Origin of the sequence: Ralstonia sp. 25mfcol4.1 (assembly GCF_900104095.1) — a bacterium.
Classification (GTDB): Bacteria; Pseudomonadota; Gammaproteobacteria; order Burkholderiales; family Burkholderiaceae; genus Cupriavidus.
The window spans coordinates 16,616-33,632 of sequence record NZ_FNJO01000008.1; the positions used below are offsets into that span (position 1 = coordinate 16,616).

The window sequence follows — 17,017 nt, forward strand, 5'->3', positions numbered from 1 at the left end:
AAGGCGGCAAAGCACCTGAAAGAACGTCCACCGCAAGCCCTTACAGCAGCTTGCCGGGATTCATGATGCCGCTGGGGTCGAACACCTGCTTGATGGCGCGCATCAGCCGCAGTTCCAGTGGATCTTTCAGGGCCAGGAACGCGTCGCGCTTGAGCTGGCCGATACCGTGCTCGGCGCTGATGCTGCCGTTGTAGCGCGCCACTTCCTCCATCACCTCGTCGCTGACGGCCTTGCCGTCGCCGAGCGCCCATTTCGGGTTTGCGCCAAGGGGGCGCGACAGGTTGTAGTGCAGGTTGCCGTCCCCGAAATGGCCGAAGATGAACGGCCGGATGCCCGGGTACCGCGCCAGCAGGCGGGCTTCCATCGATGCCATGAACGCCGGGATGCTCTCGATCGGCAGCGACACGTCGTGCTTCAGGTGCAGGCCATCGGCGCGCTGGGCCTCGGAGATTTCCTCGCGCAGGCGCCACAGGCCCTGCAGCTGGGCCAGCGACGCGGAAACGGCCGCATCCCGGCACAGGCCCTGTTCCAGCGCATCGCCGATGACCGATTCCAGTAGCGCGTTCAGCACGTCCTCGGACGCCGTATCGGCAATTTCCAGCAGCACATAGGCCGGATGGCGCTCGGCAAACGGCGCCTGGACGTTTTCGGCGTGGGTCAGCACGAGGTCCAGGCAGGCGCCGGTGAAGAACTCGTAGGCCTGCAGCCGGGCGCCGCAGCGGGCGAACAGCAGCGAATACAGTTCAAGCGCCTGTTCCGACGATTCCACGGCGGCCAGCACCACGGCGCGCGAATCGGCGCGGGGCGACAGACGCAGCGCAGCGGCCGTGATGATGCCGAGCGTGCCCTCCGATCCAATCAGCAGCTGCTTGAGGTCGTATCCGGTGTTGTCCTTGCGCAGCGTGCGCAGGCCGTGAAAGACCTCGCCGTTGGGCAGCACCGCTTCCACGCCCAGTACCAGTTCGCGCGTCATGCCATAGCGCACCACGTTGACGCCGCCGGCGTTGGTGGCCAGGTTGCCGCCGATCTGGCACGAGTCCTCGGCCGCGAGCGACAGCGGGAACAGGCGGTCGTTTTCTTCGGCGGCGCGGCGCAGGTTGCCCAGGATGCAGCCTGCTTCGGCCACCATCGTGTTGGCGATGGTGTCGATCGAGCGGATCTTGTCCATGCGATCCAGGCTGATCACCACGTTGGCGGGGCTGTTGCCCGGCGCCGCGCCGCCGCACAGGCCGGTGTTGCCGCCGCGCGGTACGACGGGCACGCCCGACTGCTGGCACAGCGCCAGCGCCTGCGCCACCTGTTCGGTCGTGCGCGGCCGCACCACGGCCTGCGCGTGGCCCCTGTACAGGCCGCGCCAGTCGGACAGCCAGGGCGCCACGTCATCGGGCGCGGTGGCAACCACCTCTGGGCCAAGGGCTTCGGTCAGGCGTTGGGCGAATGTGGTGTTGAGCATGATCGGCAATGGAAGCGAAATGGAGGAATTACGATTGGCGCAGCGGCAGGCCCAGGCGGCCGGCGGCATTGCGCAGGTGTTCGGTGGCGCGCTGGCGGGCCAGTTCGGCATCGCGCGCGCGGATGGCGTCGAAGATCGCCACGTGTTCGCCATGCACCTGCTGCGGCAGCCCCGGCTGGCGGCTGGAATTGACGCGAGCGGCGCGCACCGCGTGGTGGAGCTGCAGGTTCATGTACTGCAGCAACTGCAGGTAATACGGGTTGTGCGTCGCCGTGGCAATGGCGATATGGAACTGGATATCGGGTTCCACGCCATGGTCGGGATCGTCGATATGTGCGGCGATGGTCTGGAGCAGGGCGCCCATCCGCGTCACGTCCGCCTCGGTGCGATGCCGGGCGGCCATGGCCGCCGCGGCGCTTTCCAGGTCGATCCGCAGTTCGAAAATCGCGGCCAGGTCGGTGGCGTCGGCATTGCCGGCCAGCCGGAATCCGCTGTCGCTGACACGCGATCGCACGGTGCTGCCCAGCCCCTGGCGGCTCTCGATCATCCCTTGCGAACGCAGGTGTTCGGTGACCTCGCGGATCACGGCGGCGCTGACGCCATAGCGTTCCGAAAGCTGCTTGCCCGTGGGCAGCCGTGCCCCGACGGGGAATGTCCCGTCGGCAATTTCGCCGCGCAGCTGCTGGATGACGCGCTCGGTCAGGGTGATGGGCCGTGTCTGCATAGGCCAGCACCTTACGCTTTTCTGGTTATATGAAAACCAGGTATTAACCCTTAGTAACGTCCGGGGCTAGGCGTCCTTTTTCAGCCGATACGCCAGTTGCGGCCGCGTGATCCCCAGCATCCGCGCCGCAGAAGACAGGTTGCCCCGCGTGGTGGTCATCGCCAGTTGCATCAGCCGGGCCTCGATCTGCGGCAGCGACACCTGCTGGTTCAGCAGCTTTTCGATCAGCGCGTCGGCGTCCTCGCCGGTTTCCGGGCATGTCGCGCCGGCCTGCTGGCTGGCGAACAGGTGCGGCACGTCGATCATGCCGGTGGCGGGCGCCAGCAGCACGCCGCGCTCGATCATGTTTTCAAGCTCGCGGATGTTGCCGGGCCAGGGGTACTGCACCAGTGCGTCGCGCGCCCGGCCGGTCAGGCCGCGCACCTGCTTCTGGTAGCGCGCGTTGCAGCGCGTGATAAACGCCTGCGCCAGCTCGGGAATATCTTCCTTGCGCTCGCGCAGCGCCGGGATGGCAACGGGATAGGTGCTGATCCGGTAGAACAGGTCGGCGCGGAACTGGCCCAGCTTGATGGCCTGCGCCAGGTTCACGTTGGTGGCGGCGATCAAGCGCACGTTGACCTTGCGCGCCTCCACGCCGCCCAGCCGTTCCACCTCGTTGTTCTGCAGCACGCGCAGCAGCTTCACCTGGGCAGCCGGAGGCAGGTCGCCGATTTCGTCCAGGAACAGCGTGCCGCCGTGCGCCCGCTCGAAGCGGCCCGGCCGCGATTGCTGGGCGCCGGTGTAGGCGCCTTTCTCGACGCCAAACAGCTCGGATTCCACCAGTTCGTGCGGGATCGCCGCGCAATTGACGGCAATGAACGGCTGTTCGCTGCGCGGGCCGTTGTCGTGCAGCCAGCGCGCGAACATTTCCTTGCCGGCACCGGTCTCGCCGGTCAGCAGCACGGTGATTTGGCTGTCGGCCGCGGCGGACAGCAGCGCAAACGCTTCACGGAAGGCCGGCGACTGGCCAATCAGGTTGCCCTGGTTGGCGCCGCACAGCGTTTCGCGCAGCGTGCTGACTTCCTGCTGCAGCGAGAGCAGGTCGCTGATCACCGAATCGGGCTCGAAGTACTTCAGGTATTCGGCGTCGTCCCATTCTTCGGCCGGCTTGCCGACGATGCGGCACTGGTCGTCGCCGCGCCGCGCGCATTCGGTTTCCTTGTAGATCACCAGCCGGTCCATGAAGGTGCTGGAGTATCCCGACGCATAGCCCAGCTGCACCCAGCAGCCGGCTTCCTCGCGGCTCAGCGCCTCGTTGAAGGGCGCCTCGCCTTCCCACGAATCCTTCCAGAGGAATTCGCCGTAGAAGTGCCCGGTGTCGCGGTCTACCTCCAGCCGCACCGGCTCCACGCGCGTCACGCCTTCGAGCATATGGAGTTGCGGGCCCCACAGGAACGCCTCGTGCGGCGAACTGGCCAGTTCATCCTTGCGCTCGCGCTTGACCATTTCGGCATCGCGCATGCCCTGCGCGTAGCCCATGCGGATCAGCAGGCCCTTGCCGCGCTCCAGCCCCAGCGTGTCGAGGATTTCCCGGCGCAGGTAGCTCAGGGCTTCGGTATGCATCAGCACCATGCGCGATTCGCCAAGGCGGATCTGCGCCGCGCGGGCGTCGATGGTCAGCAGCGATGCCAGGTCGAAGGGCGGGGCGCCGGGCGGCTGGTGCGGTGGTTGGTGGGGCACCTTGGGCGGTGTCTTGGGGGGCGTCGTCATCCTCGTCACTCCAGATTCCTGCGGGCGTTTTCTGGCGAAACACCTCGTCTTTCCGCGAAGCCTAGCACGACCCCTGCCGATCCCCGATAGGGCCGACACGCCCGGCCCAGGCCGCTGGTGCGGTGCAGCAGACGCGCAATTGATCATTTGATGAAATCGGCCCTGATCCCCTCATCAAATCATCAAGCGGCCTGGCGCATCGCAGAACGGCCAATTTCCCGCCATCCCTTGTGCCGCAACGATCTGCGCGCCCTGGCATGCGGCTCGCTATAGGCCTTGCATCCGAACCCACAACGAGGCGCGCACCGCGTGGTGTGTGCAAGGCAACAGGAAGGCAGACAGGAGCGAGACATGCCACTTCCCACCCCCGGCCAATGCTATGTGCGCGTGGTGGAGCGCGACGAACGCTGGGTCGAGTTCGAGTTTTCGATTGGCGATCCGGCGATCTTCGTGGAGCTGGTGATGCCGCCGGAGCAGTTCCAGTCGTTCTGCCGCGACCAGCACGCCCAGTTGCTGAACTGACCAGATGACACCAGACGACACCAGACAACACCAGACAACACCAGACAACACCAGACAACACCCACAAGGAGACAGCCATGCAAATCGACATCCGGACCGACGCCAGCGTCAGTCCGATCCGGCAGACGTTTGCCCACATCGCCCGGCGGCTGGGCGCGGACAAGCCCGCCACGCGCTACCAGGAGGCCATGTTCGACCTGCAGCCGGTCACCAGCTTCCACTATCGGCCGCTCTGGCAGCCGCAGTACGAGCTTTACGATGCGCGCCGCACCCGCGTGGCGATGCAGGACTGGTATGCGATGAAGGACCCGCGCCAGTACTTCTACGGCACCTACGTCAACGCCCGGGCCCGCCAGCAGGACGCGATGGAAAAGAACCTGGAATTTGTCGACAGGCGCGGCCTGCTGTCCACGCTGCCGGCCGATTTGCGTGATCTGCTGACCATCGGCGTGGTGCCGCTGCGCCATCTGGAGTGGGCGGCGAACATGAACAACGCGGCCATCACCGCCTACGGCTTCGGCTCCGCAATCACGCAGGCGGCCATGTTCCACACGATGGACCGCCTGGGCATCGCCCAGTACCTGACGCGCATCGGGTTGCTGATCGGTGGCAAGGACGCCGTGGACCAGGCCAAGGCCGCCTGGATGGAAGACATGACCTGGCAGCCGCTGCGCCACGCCACCGAAGACCTGCTGGTGCGCGACGACTGGTTCGAACTGCATGTGGCACAGAACCTGGTGCTGGACGGGCTGGTGTATCCGCTGGTCTACCAGCAGCTCGAGCGGCATCGCCTTTCGTCCAATCCGGCGTTCTCGCTGGTGACCGATTTCATGACCGCCTGGTATGGCGAATCGGCGCGCTGGGTCGATGCCACCGTCAAGACGGCCGCGCAGGAAAGCCCGGACAACGCCGCGGTGATCGGCGAATTCGCCTTCGGCTGGCTGGACCGCTTTACGCACGCGCTGCGCCCGCTGGCCATGCGGCTGTTCGCCGGCGATGCCGAAGCCGAACTGAGCCTGGCCGTGGACGGGTTGCGCCAGCGCCTGGCCGGGCTGGCATTGACACCGCCCGAGGGAGCCCAGTCATGAGCGACGCACCCGTATTCATCGCGCTGCAGGCCACCGACGACATGCGCCCGGTGATCGAAGCCATCGAGGCCGACAACCCGCACGCCACCGTCAACCGCTACCCGGCCATGGTCAAGATCGACGCACCGGGCCGGCTTTCCATCCTGCGCGCCAGCGTGGAAGAACGCATCGGCCGCACCTGGGACGTGCAGGAACTGCAGCTCGGCCTGATCTCGCTGGCCGGCCATATCGACGAAACCGAAGACGCATTCGTGCTGGCGTGGCAGTAAAGCCCGCGCCAGACCCGCAGAACACAGGAGACAGGCAAATGACCACCGCAACCGCCACCGCCATGGCCGCCCGCGAGGCCGCCCGGCCGAAGCTGTCGCTCAAGGACAAGTACGCCGTGCTGACCCGCGACCTGGGCTGGGACACCACCTACCAGCCGATGGACAAGGTGTTTCCGCACGACAAGTTCGAAGGCATCGTGATTCACGACTGGAATGGCTGGGAAGACCCGTTCCGCCTGACCATGGACGCCTACTGGAAATTCCAGTCGGAAAAGGAACGCAAGCTCTACGCGATCATCGACGCCTTCCAGCAGAACAACGGCCAGCTCAACGTCAGCGACGCCCGCTACGTCAACGCACTGAAGCTGTTCCTGACCGGGGTGTCGCCGCTGGAGTACGCGGCGCATCGGGGGTTCGCCATGGCGGGCCGCAGCCTGCGGGGCGTGGGTGCGCGCGTGGCCTGCCAGATGCAGTCGATCGACGAACTGCGCCATTGCCAGACCCAGATCCATACGATCAGCCACTACAACAAGTTCTTCAACGGCTTTGCCGACTGGCGCCACCTGCACGACCGGCTCTGGTACCTGTCGGTGCCCAAGTCGTATTTCGAGGACGCCATGACGGCCGGGCCGTTCGAGTTCATCACGGCGATCTCGTTTTCGTTCGAATACGTGCTGACCAACCTGCTGTTCATGCCGTTCATGTCCGGCGCGGCCTACAACGGCGACATGGCCACGGTGACGTTCGGCTTTTCGGCCCAGTCCGACGAGTCGCGCCATATGACGCTGGGGCTGGAGGTGGTCAAGTTCATGCTCGAACAGGACCCGGCCAACCTGCCCATCATCCAGAAGTGGATCGACAAGTGGTTCTGGCGCGGCTACCGCCTGTTGACGCTGGTGGCGATGATGATGGACTACATGTGCCCGAAGCGCGTGATGAGCTGGAAAGAGGCCTGGGAAATCTACTTCGAGCAGAACGGCGGCGCGCTGTTCAAGGACCTGGCGCGCTATGGCATCCGCATGCCCAAGTACCACGAGCAGGCCGCGAAGGAAAAAGACCACCTGTCGCATATCGCCTGGGGCATCTTCTACAACTTCAACCACGTGGCGGCCCTCCACACCTGGGTGCCCGAGCCGGACGAAATGGACTGGCTGGCACAGAAGTACCCCGACAGCTTCGACCAGCACTACCGCCCGCGCTTCGACTACTGGAAGCAGCAGCAAGACGCCGGCCGGCGCTGGACCAACCCCGGCCTGCCGATGCTGTGCCAGATCTGCCAGATCCCGATGGCGTTCGCCGAGCCCGACGACCCCACGCAGGTCTGCTACCGCCACGCCGAACACAACGGCGAGCACTACCACTTCTGTTCGGACGGCTGCCGCGACGTGTTCCTGGGCGAGCCCGAGAAATACGTGCAGGCGTGGCTGCCGGTCCACCAGATCTTCCAGGGCAACTGCGGCGGCGCCACGCTGCCCGAGGTGCTGGACTGGTATCACCTGCAGCCCGAGGAGCGCGGCGACTATGCCGATTCGCAGGATCGGGCTAACTGGCAGCGCTGGACCGGCCGCGAGTAAGGCTACGCCCCACAGACAAAAAGCAGACAGACGCAGACAGACGCAGACAGACGCAGACAAAAGCAGAAGGAGACAGATCATGCCAGTCATCGCATTGGCGCCCGGCTATACGGGCGAGGTACGCGACCGCGTGGAGAACTTCCACGGCAACCAGCTGGTGTATTTCGGATGGGACCAGCATCGGCTGTTCTGCAGCCCGTTCACGCTGCCGCTGCGGCCCGACATGCCGTTCGGCGTGCTGGTCGACGACGTGCTGGCGCCGCTGCTGGGCGCCCACCCCGAAGGCGCGGCCATCGACTGGGCGCGCGTGGAATGGCTGCGCGGCGACGCGCCGTTCACGCCGGACGCGCAAGCCAGCCTGACGGACAACGGCCTGGGGCATAAGTCGCTGCTGCGGTTGCGTACGCCGGCACTTTCCGGCATCGGCGGGTCATTCAACTGAGCGGAGGCTGCCATGGGATATCAACTGACCATCGAACCGCTGGGCCAGACCATCGACGTCAACGCGGGCCAGACCCTGCTGGACGCCTGCCTGCGCGCCGGCGTGTGGCTGCCGCACGCCTGCGGCCACGGCCTGTGCGGCACCTGCAAGGTGCAGACGCTGGATGGCGAGATCGATCACGGCGAGGCGTCGCCGTTCGCGCTGATGGATTTCGAGCGCGAGGAGGCCAAGTGCCTGGCCTGCTGCGCCACGCCGCTGTCCGACATGACCATCGAGGCCGATATCGAGCCCGATCCCGACCACCAGTGCCTGCCGCTGATGGACTTCACGGCCGAAGTCACGCGCATCGAGGCGCTGACGCCGACCATCAAGGGGGTGTTCCTGCGGGTGGACGGCGCCGAGCCGCTGCGTTTTCAGCCCGGCCAGTACGTCAACCTCTGGGTCGGCAAGGAAGCCGCGCCGCGCGCGTTTTCGATTGCGTCGGCCCCGTCGTCGGACGAGATCGAACTGAATGTCCGCCTGGTGCCGGGCGGTAGCGCGACATCGTATATCCACCAAAATCTGGCGGTGGGCGAGCGGTTGCAACTGTCCGGGCCGCTGGGGCGCTTCTTCGTGCGCAAGAGCGATCCGCGTCCGCTGGTGTTCATGGCGGGCGGCTCGGGGCTGTCGAGCCCGCGCTCGATGGTGCTGGACCTGCTGGCGTCGGGCGACAAACGCCAGATCGTGCTGGTACATGGCGCACGTACCGCCGACGAGCTGTATTACCGGGAGGCGTTCGAGGCGCTGGCCGCCCGGCACGATCACTTCACCTATGTGCCGGTGCTGTCGGCCGAGCCGCGGGACAGCGTCTGGGACGGCGAGCGCGGCTATGTGCACGACGTGGCGTCGAGCCATTTCGGGCACGACTTCCGTGGATGGCGCGCCTACCTGTGCGGCCCCCCGCCGATGATCGAGGCCTGCATCGCCACGCTGATGCTGGGCCGGCTGTTCGAACGCGACATTTTCACCGAGAAATTCCTCTCGGCGGCGGACGCCGGCCACGCTACCCGTAGTCCGCTGTTCCGGTCGCTATAACGGCCGGACCAGAGACCAAACCCGAAGAACGACCCCACCCAAGGAGACAACCATGGACAAGATCCAGATCGACGCCGTGCTCAACCGTATCGAGGAAACCACGGGCCAGCACGCCAACCCGCGTATCGCCGCCATCGTCCACCGCATGGTGCGCGACCTGTTCTACATGATGGAAGACCTTGACGTGCAGCCCGAGGAATTCTGGTCGGGGCTGAATTTCCTGGCCGAGGCCGGCCGCGCCGGCGAGCTTGGGCTGATCGCGCCGGGGCTGGGCTTCGACCACTTCCTGGACCTGCGCATGGACGAAGCCGAGGCGCGCGCCGGCATCGAAGGCGGCACGCCACGGACCATCGAGGGGCCGCTCTACGTGGCCGGCGCGCCGGTGGCGCATGGCGAGGCGCGCCTGGATGACGGCACGGACGAGGGCGAAATGCTGGTGATGGAAGGGCAGGTCAGGGACGCCGGCGGCCAGCCACTGCCAAATGCCGTGGTGGAGGTCTGGCACGCCAACTCGCTGGGTAACTATTCGTACTTCGACCCGACGCAGAGCGCGTTCAACCTGCGCCGCACCATCGTGACCGACGCGGAAGGGCGCTACCGCTTCCGCAGCATCATGCCGGTGGGCTACAGCGTGCCGCCGGGCGGCAGCACCGATCGCCTGCTGAAGCAACTGGATCGCCACGGCACCCGCCCAGCACACATCCATTTTTTCGTGTCCGCGCCGGGGCATCGCAAATTGACCACGCAGATCAATATCGACGGCGATCCGTTCCTGTGGGATGACTTTGCGTTTGCCACGCGCGAGGGTCTGGTGCCCCCCGTGACGCGCGTCGATGACCCGGCCGCCATGCAGGCGGCGGGCGCCGACAAGCCGTTCGCGATGATCCGCTTCGATTTCACGCTGCACGCGGACAGCGCCAGCGCACCGCAGGCCGAAGTGGCGCGGCAACGGGCGGTGGTGGCCTGAAGGTTGCCTGTGCCTTTTGTCTTCTCCCCGCTCCGGTACACGGGAAGGGGGAGAAAACCCGGGGATTTACATCCCCGGCGGCGGGTTCAGCGGAATCTGGTTGCGCAGGCTCAGGTTCATCACGTTCCAGGCGCGGATGGCGGCCACGGTATAGCAAAGCTGGGCGATTTCTTCCTCGCTGAAGTGCTCGCGCAGAGCCGGATAGGCGGCGTCCGTATCGTCGCGATGGGGCAGGGCGTTCATGGCTTCGGCCCAGCCCAGCGCGGCGCGCTCGCGGGCGTCGAAGAACGGTGCCTCGCGCCAGCCGGCAATGGCGTTCAGGTGGCGGGGGTCCACGCCCTGCCTGATCAGGTCGCGCCAGTGCATGTCGATGCAGAGGCCGCAGCCGTTCAGTTGCGACACACGCAACTGCACCATTTCGACCAGGCGTTCGCCGAGCGAACTTTTCTTGCACGATTGCGACAGGGCAATCAGGGCCTTCTGGCTGGTCGAGGCCAGGGGGAAGAAGTTGAGGCGTGCAGACATGCGTTTCTCCAATGCGTCAGATGTCGTCGGATTCAGGAAGACGGACGCGGCAATTTGCATCCGTTTGTCCATAAGACGAGCGGCGAAACGCGGTTGTGACAGCTTTTGCGAAAATTTTTTGCCTGCGGGCCGGCCAGCGGTCAGAGCTTGCCTTCGATGGCCTTGCGCTCGCGCCACATCTCCTGCACGAACGGGTCGGTAATCCCATACAGCCCGTGTCCCTTGCGCATGATCAGGTTGGTGGCCATCAGTTCGTTGACCACAGGCTGTGCCTCTTCCACCTTGACCTCCCGGCCGATGGCCTTCGAGTAGGCGGCGGCGGCATCGGCCGAGAACAGCCCGCGCGCATCGCCATCGGCCGAGGCAATCCGGTCGAAGATGGCCGTGGCCAGGCCGCCCAGTTGTTCCAGCTTCATCAGTTCGATATCGGCCGCCGTCGAGCGCAGCGTGTTGGCGATCACCGGCAGGTGTTCGTCGGGATCGCTGCCCGGCGGCAGGTGGAAATGCAGCTGGCGCAGCGCCTTGATCATTTCCTCCGGGCGGTTTCCCAGCGTCTGGAACGCCTTGACGGCCACATCCAGCGACGGCTGGGCGGTAAAGCCCTCGGCGGACAGGCGTTCCAGCAGATAGGCCACATATTCCTTGTCCAGCACCGGATAGGCTACCGACGTGGCGCCCGTAAAGGCCTGGTTGCGGCGGGCCGTCAGCTCCCCGACCAGCGCGCGGTGCGACCCCGTGCCGACAAAGAGGAAGTGCCCCAACGTGTTGGGCCGGGGATTGATGGCGTCACGCGCCGCCTTCAGCGCCAGCAGCATCTGGTTGCCTTCCTCGGACGTGATGGCGTGCTGCACCTCATCGACAATCAGCACCACATCGGTCCGGCCCTGGTCCACCACCTCTTTCAGCGCCTGGGCCAGCGTGGCGCCGCCGGGCTCGCCCAGCGTATCGAGCTTGAACCCGAACTTGAAGCCGAGCGCGCCGATGTCTGCCCCGGCCAGCCGCCGAAGCTTGCGCACGGCGGCAGCCGGCAGCGATTCCAGTTCGGACAGCTTTTCGCGGATGGCGTCGCGGATCAGGGTGGCAGGGCTGCGCTGGGTATCGCTCCACAGGTCGACGTAGATCACGATCGCGCCCAGGTCTTCCAGCGCCGGTATCAGGTCATTGACCAGGAACGTGGTCTTGCCGATGCGCCGCAGGCCCGACAGGAACAGGCCGGATCGTAGCCCTTCGTCCAGCACGCTCGGATGCAGCAACTGCCGCGCCATCTGGCGGGCAAGCTCTGGACGCTTGAAGACGTAGCTCATGGCGGTTTTGGTCTGAATTATTGGATTCCAATAATTATAGGATTCTTATAAATCAAAGTAAAACAGCCAGGCAATCCGCCCTGCGGCCGGGAAGTGCTGCAAAAGGATCGTTGAATGGGCTGTCAGGTGGCAAACTGGCGTTTTGCCGACCTACCTGGGGCCTCCCGTGCAACTATCGCCAGCTATCCCAATCCTCCGCATCTTCTCCGTCGACAAGGCGAAAGAGTTCTATCTGGATTTCCTCGGCTTCACGCTGGACTGGGAACATCGGTTTGGCGACGACTTTCCGCTCTATGCCCAGGTCTCGCGGTCCGGGCTGACGCTGCATCTCAGCGAGCACCACGGCGACGCCACGCCGGGGTCGGCGATCTTCGTGCCGATCGACGACGTGGACGCGCTCCACCGGGAACTGACCGCGCGGCAGTACCGCTATGCCAAGCCCGGCGTGGAAGACGCCGGTTGGGGTCGCCAGTTGCAGGTCAAGGACCCGTTCGGCAACCGGCTCTGCTTCTGCCAGCAGACGGCGTAGCCGGCATCAATCGACTGGCAGGACCGGGATTCCGCGCCTCTTCCGAGGGATTGCCGTCGGGGTCCGGGAAACGGGGTCGCCGGCCATCGGCGGGGGCATCGCCACGTCTACAATGCGGTCCTCGCCCCAGCTCCTATTGTGTCCGCCCCATGCATCCAGCCGGCCGCGCGTTCCGCTGCCTTGCCATCCGCCTTCCGGTGCGTGCCGGACTATTCATGCTGGCGATTGCCGGGACCGCCCAGACGGCGCCTGCCGCCGATGCCGATGCGATCCACCAGGCCGTCGATGCCGCGGTGAAGCCGGTAATGGCCCGGTACAAGGTGCCGGGCATGGCCGTGGCGATCACCGCCGGTGGCCAGCACCGGGTCTTCAACTATGGCGTGGCATCGCGGCAGGGCAGCCAGCCCGTTACCGACGACACGCTTTTCGAGATCGGATCGGTCAGCAAGACGTTCACAGCCACGCTGGCGGCCTGGGCGCAAGCGCGCGGCGTGCTCTCGCTCGATGACAAGGCCACCCGCTACCTGCCAATGCTTGCCGGCAGCGCGTTCGACCGCATCAGTCTGCTGGAACTGGGCACATACACGGCGGGCGGCCTGCCGCTGCAGGTACCGGATGCCGTCCACACCATGCCGCAGATGATGCAATGGCTGCGCGACTGGCAGCCCGACGCCGTGCCGGGCACGCAGCGGCGCTATTCGAACGTCAGCATCGGCCTGTTCGGCTTTGCGGCCGCCCAGGCGCTGGATACCTCGTTCGAAAGCGCGATGGCGCGGCAACTGATTCCGACGCTCGGCCTGACCCATTCGTGGGTCCAGGTGCCCCGCGCCGAGATGGCCCACTACGCATGGGGCTACCGCGACGACAAGCCAGTGCGTGCGTCGGCCGGCGTGTTCGACGGCCAGGCCTACGGCATCAGGACCACGGCGGCGGACATGATCCGCTACGTCGAACTGAATATCGATGCACGGGCGGTTTCCGACGCGGCGCTGCGCCAGGCGCTGGCCGCCACCCATGCGGGCTACTTCCGGGTGGGCGGGATGACGCAGGGGCTGGGCTGGGAACGCTATGGCTGGCCGGTGTCGCTGGACGTGCTGCAGGCCGGCAACGACGCGAGCATGGTGCGCGACGCCCAGGCCGTGCAGCGCATCGACCCGCCGCAACCGGCGCCGGCTGACGTGCTGATCAACAAGACCGGCTCGACCAACGGGTTTGGCGCCTATGTGGCATTCGTGCCGGGGCGGCGGATCGGCGTGGTGATGCTGGCCAACCGGAATCTGCCGATTCCCGCGCGCGTGCAGGCCGCCTACGCGATCCTGCAGGCACTGGATGGCGCCGGGGCGGCGAGCGGGTCCGCGCCGCAGGCCCGATAAGGTCCGGCTGACCGCCTGATCCGGCTACAGCGGTATGCCGAACAGCATCACGCTGGCAGCCGTGGCGCGGCCAATCCTTGCCACGCGCCGCAGCCAGTCGGCCATACGGTGGACGCATCGCCGCAGCTTCTCGGTGCGTATCTGTACTTCGCGTGCCAGCCGGCGTGCGATTCGCACGAGCAGGCGCAGGCCGCGCGGAATGGGGTTGTGGCAGAAGGCCACCTTGCGCACGTAGTTGTCCACCTCCCAGAACCAGGTCGTCCCGCACGGGAAGTAACCGGCATCGCCGACGTTCAGGGTATGGGTCCTGCCATGGCAGTCGGTGACCCGCACGCTGCCTTCCAGGATGACCACCACCTCGTCGAATTCGTAATACCAGTCGAACGTGCTGCGCGTGCAGTCCCAGATCATGGTCCAGGCGGCGCCATCCACGGTGGAGGAGTGCTCCTGATACCGCATCACCGGTGTGCCGCTGCGCATGGAACTCGGCGAGATCGGACACGGCTGTCCCGGCGGGATGCGGATGCTGCCGAACCGGCTGGCCTGGTCGAGGACTTGCGGCGAGTCTGGCATGACGAATGTCTCCTCTGTCTTTCTGGCTATTCGTCGATGCTTGCCGAATGCACCGTTGCGCGATATGCGAAACCGCACATTTGAAACATTTGCGGATCGCAAAAAAAGAACCCGCCTGACGCGAATCAGACGGGTTTGCAGGGGGAGGTTAAACAGGACGGGTCAGGTCCTGCGATGAAGCTTAGAGTGAGGCACATGCACAGGCTGTAGGCGTTTGTCTGATTTTGTATTTCTGGCAGTTTGGGGCCAGGTTCGGCACCGGAATGCAGGCGGTGCATGGCTTCCCAGCGGTGCGCGGTATCTCGCTGGCAATTTGGCGTGCCACCCGCTACGATGCATCTCCATGCAACCAGTTGCATAAAGAAGGCATAAGAGGGATCGAATGGTTGGCCTTTCCTACCTTCCGAAGTTTCCACCTTCTCACCTTCCCACCTTCCCACCTTCCCACCTTCCCACCACAAGGAGACCTGCATGGACGTTCAAGGCCTGACCCCCGCCGCGCAGCAGACGCTGGCGGCGTGGCACGCGCTGCTGGCGCGAAATGCCATGGAAGAGCTGGACCCGCTACTGTCGGATCGCATCGTTTTTCGCTCGCCTGTGGCGCATACGCCATATCCAGGGCGTGCCGCGATCAAGCTGGTGCTCAAGACGGTGAACACGGTTTTCCACAACTTCACCTACCACCGCATGTTCGCCACGGACGACGGCAAGGGCGCCGTACTGGAGTTCAGTGCCGAGGTCGATGGGAAGGCGCTGAAAGGCATCGACATGCTGCGTTTTGACGAAGCCGGCAAGATCGAGGAGTTCGAGGTCATGGTGCGGCCGATGTCCGGCCTGCATGCGCTGGCCGAAGCCATGGGCGCCAGACTGGCTGCCCAGAAGGCCGTGCTGGCCGGCGCGGAATAGCCGCAGCCGTCAGCCCCAGCCGTCAGCGGCAGCCGTCAGCGGCAGCCGCCCGCCAGCCTCATGGCAGCGCGCCGCCGGCCGTGCGCGCGGCCATCGGCATGTCGCCAGCGCCTGAGGCGGCGTCGGACTGGCGGCCATCGTCGCCCGTCAGGCCGCGCCCCAGCGTGTTTTCGAGCTGGCTGGCCAGATGATGGGCCAGCCGCGCGGCTAGCGCCAGGATGGTCAACGTCGGATTGGCCTGGCTCGACGACGGGAACACCGCGCTGCTGGCCACGTAGAGGTTGCGGGTACCAAACACCCGGCAGTCCCGGTTCACCACGCCCCCGCGCCAGTCGGCGGCCATGCGGGCCGTGCCGATCTGGTGGAATCCGTCGCCCGCCATCGCCAGTACGGCGTCCACCCGTTCCGACGCCGGCATCCAGTAGTCGATCTGGCCCGCGCCCGTGTCGCGCAGGTGCTGGTCCAGCAAGGCATGGCTGCGCACGACGGAATCGGCATCGGCACGCTGAAAGCGCAGGTCCACCTTGAGCCGCCGCATGCCGTGGCGGTCGGTGCTCTCCGCCAGCGTGACGCGGCTGGACCGGTGCGGCAGATGTTCGGCGTGATAATGCAGCGCGTAGATGTTCGTCGGGCTGTGCAGCAGAAAACCCGGCAGCCGCGGGCGCGCCACGTAGTGGTGGTAGGCAAACGGCGGTATGAACGCGGCAATCGTCGGCAAGGCACGGGCGACATTACCCAGATGGGCGGCCAGCGTATCGCGCGAGCCGCCCGCCGTGGTAATCCGGGCGATCGCCGGTGCCGCCAGCAGGCGTTTCAGCCCCGGTGTGCGCAGCGCCAGGTAAGCCATCGACAGCACGCCGTTGCCGTGCCGGGGATCGGCCAGCGGAGGATTGTCGAGCCACATCGCGGTATTGAGCAGCGCATGCCGGTGCTGAATAGCGGCGGGCACGGTCAGCCGGCGCCGGGCATAGAAGCCCTGCGCATCGCGCTCGAAATGCCAGATGGTGCGGGCCGGATCGGCGTGCAGCCGCACGCTGGCGATCTTGCCGGATACATGGCCCATGTAGTGGCATCCCAGCATGCCGCCACGATTGCCCAGCCGGTCGCCGTGCTGGGCGTTGGCATTGAGCAGCAGCCGCGTGGACTCCAGCCCGCCGCAGGCCAGCACATAGCGATCGGCGCGAATGCGCAGCCGCGTATCGCCACACAGGCCCGCGACCACGGCCAGGCTGCGGATCTGCTCGCTGTCGGGCATCGGATCGATGGCCACGCACGTGGCATCGAGCAACAGCCGCACATGCGGACTGGTACGCAGCGCCTCGGCATAGCGACGCGCGAAATTGGGCTCGCCGCTCCAGCGTTCCAGGTCGCTGGCGATGATGGCGCCGGGCTGGAAGGTATCGGTAAAAGGCTGGCGGGCCGACGGGCATTCCAGTTCCGCCAGCGAGAACGTGGGGCGGCCACAGTTGGCGTACTCGCACGCAATGCGATACCACGGCGCGATCTCTTCGTAGGACACCGGCCAGGCGACGTCCGGCACGTGCGCACGCGGTTCGAAATCGATCGGGTCGAATGGCAGGCACCGCCCGCCCCAGAGCCACGACGTGCCGCCCAGCGCCCGCCGCACCGCGTCCTGCATGGGCGCGTGGCGCCGTGGATCGACGATTTCGGCGTCGCACATGGCTTGCGCCTGTGGCAGGTGGGTGGTGCCGCCTGCCTCAACCAGGATCACGTCGATCCGCCGCCGCGCCAGCTCCAGCGCGCACGCAATACCCGCAGGCCCGGAACCGACCACGCAGACTTGCGTCTGCAGCGTCGTCTCCGGCGATGCGTCGCTTAATGCCATGAATACCTCTCCGATGTCCCCCGTCGCCACAGGCGACCAGCGGGCAGCTGGCGATGTTGCCGCTGCGGCTCTTTGAGGCTGACGTTACGGTGGGCCCAC

The 17,017-nt window shown here is 66.0% G+C and carries 17 protein-coding genes; 10 read left to right on the forward strand and 7 right to left on the reverse strand.

Annotated elements, in window-relative coordinates; all coding sequences use genetic code 11:
* Positions 1-40: 40 nt before the first annotated feature.
* The 3 genes from BLQ58_RS15395 to BLQ58_RS15405 form a co-directional block, all read right to left on the reverse strand.
* Complete coding sequence (locus BLQ58_RS15395; RefSeq protein WP_092599585.1) at positions 41-1,453, reverse strand: FAD-binding oxidoreductase; 1,413 nt, start codon at positions 1,451-1,453, stop codon at positions 41-43.
* 28 nt (positions 1,454-1,481) lie between these two features.
* On the reverse strand, positions 1,482-2,177 hold the full coding sequence (locus tag BLQ58_RS15400; RefSeq protein ID WP_092599588.1) for a FadR/GntR family transcriptional regulator: 696 nt from the start codon (positions 2,175-2,177) through the stop codon (positions 1,482-1,484).
* 66 nt (positions 2,178-2,243) lie between these two features.
* Positions 2,244-3,926, reverse strand: coding sequence for a sigma-54-dependent Fis family transcriptional regulator (locus tag BLQ58_RS15405; protein ID WP_254775971.1), 1,683 nt, complete (start codon positions 3,924-3,926; stop codon positions 2,244-2,246).
* 351 nt (positions 3,927-4,277) lie between these two features.
* On the opposite strand from BLQ58_RS15405, the gene BLQ58_RS15410 reads away from it, so the two are divergent.
* From BLQ58_RS15410 to catA, 7 genes are all read left to right on the forward strand, one after another.
* Positions 4,278-4,448: a phenol hydroxylase subunit gene (locus BLQ58_RS15410; protein WP_092599591.1), complete on the forward strand. Its 171-nt coding sequence runs from the start codon at positions 4,278-4,280 to the stop codon at positions 4,446-4,448.
* 77 nt (positions 4,449-4,525) lie between these two features.
* Positions 4,526-5,536, forward strand: a complete 1,011-nt coding sequence (locus BLQ58_RS15415) for an aromatic/alkene monooxygenase hydroxylase subunit beta (protein WP_092599594.1) — start codon at positions 4,526-4,528, stop codon at positions 5,534-5,536.
* The gene (locus tag BLQ58_RS15420) at positions 5,533-5,805 is read left to right on the forward strand and encodes an MmoB/DmpM family protein (RefSeq protein WP_092599597.1); all 273 of its coding nucleotides are present in this window, start codon (positions 5,533-5,535) and stop codon (positions 5,803-5,805) included. The genes BLQ58_RS15415 and BLQ58_RS15420 overlap by 4 nt, the downstream gene beginning before the upstream one ends.
* A 38-nt stretch (positions 5,806-5,843) precedes the next feature.
* Positions 5,844-7,379 carry an aromatic/alkene/methane monooxygenase hydroxylase/oxygenase subunit alpha gene (locus tag BLQ58_RS15425; RefSeq protein WP_092599600.1) on the forward strand — a complete coding sequence of 512 codons (1,536 nt, stop codon included), beginning with the start codon at positions 5,844-5,846 and terminating at the stop codon, positions 7,377-7,379.
* 79 nt (positions 7,380-7,458) lie between these two features.
* Positions 7,459-7,821, forward strand: coding sequence for a phenol hydroxylase subunit P4 (locus BLQ58_RS15430; RefSeq protein WP_092599603.1), 363 nt, complete (start codon positions 7,459-7,461; stop codon positions 7,819-7,821).
* Positions 7,822-7,833: 12 nt separating this feature from the next.
* Positions 7,834-8,895, forward strand: a complete 1,062-nt coding sequence (locus BLQ58_RS15435) for an NADH:ubiquinone reductase (Na(+)-transporting) subunit F (protein ID WP_092599606.1) — start codon at positions 7,834-7,836, stop codon at positions 8,893-8,895.
* 52 nt (positions 8,896-8,947) lie between these two features.
* Complete coding sequence (catA, locus tag BLQ58_RS15440) at positions 8,948-9,862, forward strand: catechol 1,2-dioxygenase (protein WP_092599609.1); 915 nt, start codon at positions 8,948-8,950, stop codon at positions 9,860-9,862.
* A gap of 66 nt (positions 9,863-9,928) precedes the next feature.
* Here catA and BLQ58_RS15445 read toward each other — a convergent pair whose 3' ends face one another.
* Together BLQ58_RS15445 and BLQ58_RS15450 are read right to left on the reverse strand one after the other, a co-directional pair.
* On the reverse strand, positions 9,929-10,387 hold the full coding sequence (locus tag BLQ58_RS15445; RefSeq protein ID WP_092599612.1) for a carboxymuconolactone decarboxylase family protein: 459 nt from the start codon (positions 10,385-10,387) through the stop codon (positions 9,929-9,931).
* A 140-nt stretch (positions 10,388-10,527) separates the two neighbouring features.
* The gene (locus BLQ58_RS15450) at positions 10,528-11,691 is read right to left on the reverse strand and encodes an ATP-binding protein (RefSeq protein WP_092599615.1); all 1,164 of its coding nucleotides are present in this window, start codon (positions 11,689-11,691) and stop codon (positions 10,528-10,530) included.
* A 166-nt stretch (positions 11,692-11,857) separates the two neighbouring features.
* On the opposite strand from BLQ58_RS15450, the gene BLQ58_RS15455 reads away from it, so the two are divergent.
* Together BLQ58_RS15455 and ampC are read left to right on the forward strand one after the other, a co-directional pair.
* Positions 11,858-12,220, forward strand: coding sequence for a glyoxalase superfamily protein (locus tag BLQ58_RS15455; protein ID WP_092599618.1), 363 nt, complete (start codon positions 11,858-11,860; stop codon positions 12,218-12,220).
* Between the two features lie 215 nt (positions 12,221-12,435).
* Positions 12,436-13,593, forward strand: coding sequence for a class C beta-lactamase (ampC, locus tag BLQ58_RS15460; protein ID WP_254775972.1), 1,158 nt, complete (start codon positions 12,436-12,438; stop codon positions 13,591-13,593).
* A gap of 24 nt (positions 13,594-13,617) precedes the next feature.
* On the opposite strand, the gene BLQ58_RS15465 is transcribed toward ampC, so the two are convergent.
* Positions 13,618-14,166, reverse strand: a complete 549-nt coding sequence (locus BLQ58_RS15465) for a cupin domain-containing protein (RefSeq protein WP_092599624.1) — start codon at positions 14,164-14,166, stop codon at positions 13,618-13,620.
* A 471-nt stretch (positions 14,167-14,637) separates the two neighbouring features.
* Between BLQ58_RS15465 and BLQ58_RS15470 the strand changes: the two genes are divergently transcribed.
* Positions 14,638-15,072 carry a nuclear transport factor 2 family protein gene (locus tag BLQ58_RS15470; protein WP_092599627.1) on the forward strand — a complete coding sequence of 145 codons (435 nt, stop codon included), beginning with the start codon at positions 14,638-14,640 and terminating at the stop codon, positions 15,070-15,072.
* Positions 15,073-15,130: 58 nt separating this feature from the next.
* Here the strand turns inward: BLQ58_RS15470 and BLQ58_RS15475 are convergent, their stop codons facing one another.
* Positions 15,131-16,918 carry an FAD-dependent oxidoreductase gene (locus BLQ58_RS15475; protein ID WP_092599630.1) on the reverse strand — a complete coding sequence of 596 codons (1,788 nt, stop codon included), beginning with the start codon at positions 16,916-16,918 and terminating at the stop codon, positions 15,131-15,133.
* Positions 16,919-17,017: the final 99 nt, after the last annotated feature.

What these genes read in the sequence shown, in the direction of transcription:
- BLQ58_RS15395 (WP_092599585.1), bottom strand. Translation starts at nt 1,453, where the DNA reads ATGCTCAACACCACATTCGCCCAACGCCTGACCGAAGCCCTTGGCCCA.
- BLQ58_RS15400 (WP_092599588.1), bottom strand. Translation starts at nt 2,177, where the DNA reads ATGCAGACACGGCCCATCACCCTGACCGAGCGCGTCATCCAGCAGCTG.
- BLQ58_RS15405 (WP_254775971.1), bottom strand. Translation starts at nt 3,926, where the DNA reads ATGACGACGCCCCCCAAGACACCGCCCAAGGTGCCCCACCAACCACCG.
- BLQ58_RS15410 (WP_092599591.1), top strand. Translation starts at nt 4,278, where the DNA reads ATGCCACTTCCCACCCCCGGCCAATGCTATGTGCGCGTGGTGGAGCGC.
- BLQ58_RS15415 (WP_092599594.1), top strand. Translation starts at nt 4,526, where the DNA reads ATGCAAATCGACATCCGGACCGACGCCAGCGTCAGTCCGATCCGGCAG.
- BLQ58_RS15420 (WP_092599597.1), top strand. Translation starts at nt 5,533, where the DNA reads ATGAGCGACGCACCCGTATTCATCGCGCTGCAGGCCACCGACGACATG.
- BLQ58_RS15425 (WP_092599600.1), top strand. Translation starts at nt 5,844, where the DNA reads ATGACCACCGCAACCGCCACCGCCATGGCCGCCCGCGAGGCCGCCCGG.
- BLQ58_RS15430 (WP_092599603.1), top strand. Translation starts at nt 7,459, where the DNA reads ATGCCAGTCATCGCATTGGCGCCCGGCTATACGGGCGAGGTACGCGAC.
- BLQ58_RS15435 (WP_092599606.1), top strand. Translation starts at nt 7,834, where the DNA reads ATGGGATATCAACTGACCATCGAACCGCTGGGCCAGACCATCGACGTC.
- catA (WP_092599609.1), top strand. Translation starts at nt 8,948, where the DNA reads ATGGACAAGATCCAGATCGACGCCGTGCTCAACCGTATCGAGGAAACC.
- BLQ58_RS15445 (WP_092599612.1), bottom strand. Translation starts at nt 10,387, where the DNA reads ATGTCTGCACGCCTCAACTTCTTCCCCCTGGCCTCGACCAGCCAGAAG.
- BLQ58_RS15450 (WP_092599615.1), bottom strand. Translation starts at nt 11,691, where the DNA reads ATGAGCTACGTCTTCAAGCGTCCAGAGCTTGCCCGCCAGATGGCGCGG.
- ampC (WP_254775972.1), top strand. Translation starts at nt 12,436, where the DNA reads ATGCTGGCGATTGCCGGGACCGCCCAGACGGCGCCTGCCGCCGATGCC.
- BLQ58_RS15465 (WP_092599624.1), bottom strand. Translation starts at nt 14,166, where the DNA reads ATGCCAGACTCGCCGCAAGTCCTCGACCAGGCCAGCCGGTTCGGCAGC.
- BLQ58_RS15470 (WP_092599627.1), top strand. Translation starts at nt 14,638, where the DNA reads ATGGACGTTCAAGGCCTGACCCCCGCCGCGCAGCAGACGCTGGCGGCG.
- BLQ58_RS15475 (WP_092599630.1), bottom strand. Translation starts at nt 16,918, where the DNA reads ATGGCATTAAGCGACGCATCGCCGGAGACGACGCTGCAGACGCAAGTC.